Raw genomic sequence first — 4,345 nt, 5'->3', positions numbered from 1 at the left:
GAACAGTGGACCACCAATTTCGGCCATCCCGGCGGCATTGGTGAGCTGATCCAGCTGGTCAGCGGCGCTAATATCGGCAGCATCTATCGCGGCGTGCTGGCCGCAGGCGGCAGTGCTTTCGGCCTGCTGTTGACGCTGCTGTTCATGATGATCGCGCTGTTCTTCGCCTATCGCGACGGCGAGCACTTTGCGGGCCAGGTCGACCGTCTCGGCGAGCGCATCCTGCCGACCAGATGGGAGCGGATTTCGCGCGTCGTGCCGGCGACGATCTCCTCGACCGTGACCGGCATGACCGTTATCGCCATCGGCGAAGGGCTGGTGCTGGGCATCGCCTACTGGCTGGCCGGCGTGCCGTCGCCGGTCACGCTTGGCGCCCTGACCGGCGTCATGGCGCTGATCCCCGGCGGCGCACCGCTGTCCTTCACGCTGGTCTCGATCTACCTCGCCGCCAGCGGCTCGCCGATGGCCGGGCTGGCACTGTTCCTCTGGGGTGCGGTCGAGCTGTTCATCGTCGACAAGACACTGCGTCCGAAGCTCGTCGGCGGGCCGATAAAACTGCCCTTCCTGCCGACCTTTTTCGGCCTGATCGGCGGCGTCAAGACTATGGGTTTCCTCGGCCTGTTCATCGGCCCGGTGCTTATGGCGCTGCTCGTGGCCATCTGGCGCGAATGGCTGCGCGAAGTGGAGCTGGCCGACGAGACGGCCGCCGATTCGGCGGCCGAAATCGAGTCCGGTCCGCAGATCGAGGTCCTGCCGGAATCCAATGCGGCGAAGAAAGCCAGCGCCTGATAACGACCGGCTTTGCGCCGTAAGCCGAATTGTCGCTAGACCGGGTGATGCACCGCGAAGTCGACCCGGCGCTTACGCCCTTCATGCAGCTGCCAGAGCGAGTGTGCGACGAGCGTGACGATCAGGATCCCGCCGCCGATCAGGCTGTTGCGGGTCGGTGCCTCGGCAAAGATCATCCACACCCAGACCGGCGCCAGCACCGTTTCGAGCAGGTAGAACATCGCCACTTCCGGTCCTGAAATGTATTTCGGCCCGGCGGCAAGGCAGAAGAACGAGATCGGCATGATGATGGCGCCGTTGAAGACGATCCACCATGGCGCGTTCACATGAAAGCCTTCGCCTGACACCATGAAGACCGCCAGCGCGAGCGGCAGAAGGACGCCGACGAGCGAGGTGAATCCCATGTCCTTGCCGCTGGCGCGCGAGATGGTGATGGCCACCGCGATGAAGAAGGCCGAGCACAGCGCCATGAAATCGCCGAACAGCTTGCCGGTGCCGACCGAGCCGCCGACGATGACCAGCACGCCGAGGATCATGATCGCCATCGCCGCGATGGTCACCAGCCGCGGCCTCTCGCGCAGGAATATCCAGGACAGCAACCCCGCAAAGACGGTGTTGAAGGCCAGGATGAACACCAGGTCGGCGGTCGAGGTGTGGTAGACGGCGGTGACGAAGGTGATCCCGGTCAGCCCGTAGCATATCGCCACGATCAGGCCGGACCAGCCGGGGATCAGCGGCGGGGCGTTTCGGCTGAGTGCCCGCCAGACCGACCAGATGACCATGGCCGCGACGAAAGTTGTGCCGGTGCGCAGCAGCATGATCGTCCATGCGCCACCGTCGGCGAGGCGGATCAACGGTATGTCGACAGTCAGCGTGAGCCCGCCGATGGCGGTTATCAAAAGACCTTTCTGGTGATCGTGATGAGAGGACATGCAGGAACTTTCGCAATGAAATGCAGGCTGGCGGCCGGCCGGTGCAATGGCGCACTCTCTCCAGCCAACCGGCTGAAAGACCAGCATCCCCTGCCTTGAAACAGTTTAAAGGCGGACCTTGGAAAAGCTCAGCGTGAAACCGCTTCGTTGGTGTAGCGCTCCCAGCCCTTGGGGCCGAGATGCTCCTGCGGCATGAAGCGCATCTTATAATTCATCTTGCGCGAGCCGTTGACCCAGTAGCCGAGATAGACATGGGGCAGGCCCATCGCCCTGGCGCGGGCGATGTGGTCGAGGATCATGAACGTGCCGAGCGACCGCTCCTCGAAATCGGGATTGAAGTAGGAGTAGACCATCGACAGGCCGTCGGCCATCTTGTCGGTGAGCGCCACCGCGATCAGCTCGCCCTGTCCCTTGCCGGTGATGAAGGTGTCAGGTCCGCGCCGCCGATATTCGATCACCTTGGTGTCGACATGGGTGTCCTCGACCATCATCGCATAGTCGAGCACCGTCATGTCGGACATGCCGCCACGGCGGTGGCGGGCGTCGAGATAGCTGCGGAACAGGGAATATTGTTCGGTCGAGGGCTCGGCATTGTGCATGTAGCCGACGAGATCGGAATTGTGCTGCAGCACGCGCTTCATGTTGCGGCTGGCGACGAATTCCTGGGCGAGGATGCGTACCGAAACGCAGGCGCGGCAGGTCTCGCAGGCCGGCCTGTAGGCGATGTTCTGCGAGCGCCGGAAGCCGCCTTGCGTCAACAGGTCGTTCATCTCCGCCGCCTTGTCGCCAACCAGGTGCGTGAACACCTTGCGCTCGAACTGGCCGTCGAGATAGGGGCACGGCGACGGCGCGGTCAGGAAGAACTGCGGCGACTGGGTCGGATGCTGCGTCATCGAGCCTTGGAAACACTCCTTCGAATCGCTCTACCTTTGGCGCGGATGGCGAAAAATTCAACAGGATTATGTGGGCGCGGTCGACTCGACGCCTTCACATTTGTGCTCAATCGGTAGCGACTGCTCTTCAGAGGGCCGTTTCAGCGGTCGGTGCGGCTGACGACCGTGCCAAGTAAAAGATCGTGCAAGGTGCGTTTGCGGTCGGAAAACAGCGTTACCAGCAGGACAAGCGGCGACAGGATGACATTGCCGGCCCAGAACAGCACCGAATGGACAACCGCAGTGAGGCCGTCGATCGGCCTGCCGTCGAGCCGGTCGAGCCGGATGCCCATCATCTTCATGCCCGTGGTGGCCTGATCGGTGCTGCCCAGCGTGTTCCAGATGTAGAGGATGGCCACAGTCGGCAACAGGATGCCGAACAGCATCCAGCCAAGCCCGAGGGTCAAGAGCCCGAGGAAGAACACCAGAATGGCAAACGGGATGGTGAGCAGCGCGACGATGACATAGTCGATCATGAAGGCGAAGATGCGCTTCGTGCGCACGCCGTCATAGGCCCTGACATCGTCGAGCCTGCTGGTGATGATTTCGCCGTCGAGAACGCGCGCGTTCATGTCATTTCCTCGTAACAGGGCCACGGCATAGGGTGCGGACCGCTCAGCCATGAAATGGTGAAGGCCTGTGGCGGAATCAAGATCGCGCTTCCAGCGGTGCTCCAGCTTCGATGGCGTCGGGCCCGATGTGAACTGGTTGAATTTGCGGCGCGGATAGCATTAGCTTGTTGCGGCGCAGCAGAGCGCACAGGGGACGGGGCAATATGGACTACGACATGCTGGTCATCGGCAGCGGCCCTTCCGGCCGCCGTGCCGCGGTGCAGTCGGCCAAGCTCGGCAAGTCCGTGCTGGTGGTCGACCGCGGCCGGCGTCTGGGCGGTGTCTCGGTGCATACCGGGACCATCCCATCGAAAACGCTGCGCGAAACGGTGCTCAATCTTTCGGGCTGGCGCGAGCGCGGCTTCTACGGGCGCGGCTACCGGGTCAAGCAGGATATCTCGGTCGGCGATCTGGTCGAGCGCCTGCACAAGACGCTCGACCATGAGGTCGAGGTGCTGCAGCACCAGTTCATGCGCAACACGGTCAAGAGCGCTCGCGCCGCGGTGAAATTCCTTGGCCCCAACAAGGTCAGCCTGACATCAGACACTGGCGATTACAGCGAGGTCGGTTTTACCAATGCGCTGATAGCGGTCGGCACCAGGCCGCACCGCCCGCGCGACGTGCCTTTCGACAAGACCCGCGTCTTCGACAGCGACGAGATGCTGGAGCTTGATCGCTTGCCGCGCACGCTGACCGTGATCGGCGCCGGCGTCATCGGCGTCGAATATGCGACGATCTTTTCCGCGCTCGACGTGCCGGTAACCTTGGTCGAGCCGCGCAACTCCATCCTCGATTTCGTCGACCGCGAGATCGTCGACGATTTCATCCACCAGATGCGCGATCGCGGCATGACCATCCGGCTGGGCAGCGCGGTGAAGGAGATCCGCTCCAAGCCGGACGCCGCCGAAGTGGAACTGGCCGATGGCCGCACCATCCGTTCCGAGGTTGTGCTCTACGCCGCCGGCCGCACCGGCAATGTCGGCAGCCTGGGCCTGGATGTCGTCGGCATCGACGCCGACTCCAGAGGGCGCATCAAGGTCGATCCGCAATCCTTCCAGACCAGCGTGCCCAACATCTATGC

5 protein-coding genes are annotated in these 4,345 nt (G+C 63.0%); 2 read left to right on the top strand and 3 right to left on the bottom strand.

The genetic code is table 11. The features are described from left to right. Positions 1 to 789 (top strand): AI-2E family transporter (locus tag EN879_RS25775; RefSeq protein ID WP_164774575.1); only part of this gene is annotated, 789 nt, incomplete at its 5' end. A gap of 35 nt (positions 790 to 824) precedes the next feature. Here the strand turns inward: EN879_RS25775 and EN879_RS25770 are convergent. From EN879_RS25770 to EN879_RS25760, 3 genes are all read right to left on the bottom strand, one after another. After that, positions 825 to 1,721: a DMT family transporter gene (locus EN879_RS25770; RefSeq protein ID WP_063167756.1), complete on the bottom strand. Its 897-nt coding sequence runs from the start codon at positions 1,719 to 1,721 to the stop codon at positions 825 to 827. 128 nt (positions 1,722 to 1,849) lie between these two features. After that, positions 1,850 to 2,614, bottom strand: a complete 765-nt coding sequence (locus EN879_RS25765) for an arginyltransferase (protein WP_013532274.1) — start codon at positions 2,612 to 2,614, stop codon at positions 1,850 to 1,852. Positions 2,615 to 2,754: 140 nt separating this feature from the next. Next, entirely contained in the window at positions 2,755 to 3,225 is a 471-nt protein-coding gene (locus EN879_RS25760) for an RDD family protein (RefSeq protein WP_063167757.1), read from the bottom strand. A 203-nt stretch (positions 3,226 to 3,428) separates the two neighbouring features. On the opposite strand from EN879_RS25760, the gene EN879_RS25755 reads away from it, so the two are divergent. Beyond that, positions 3,429 to 4,345 (top strand): FAD-dependent oxidoreductase (locus EN879_RS25755; protein WP_127274325.1); only part of this gene is annotated, 917 nt, incomplete at its 3' end.

It is taken from the genome of Mesorhizobium sp. M7A.F.Ca.AU.002.02.1.1, assembly GCF_003998535.1.
Taxonomy (GTDB): Bacteria; Pseudomonadota; Alphaproteobacteria; order Rhizobiales; family Rhizobiaceae; genus Mesorhizobium; species Mesorhizobium ciceri.
This window is presented reverse-complemented; position numbering and strand designations above follow the sequence as displayed.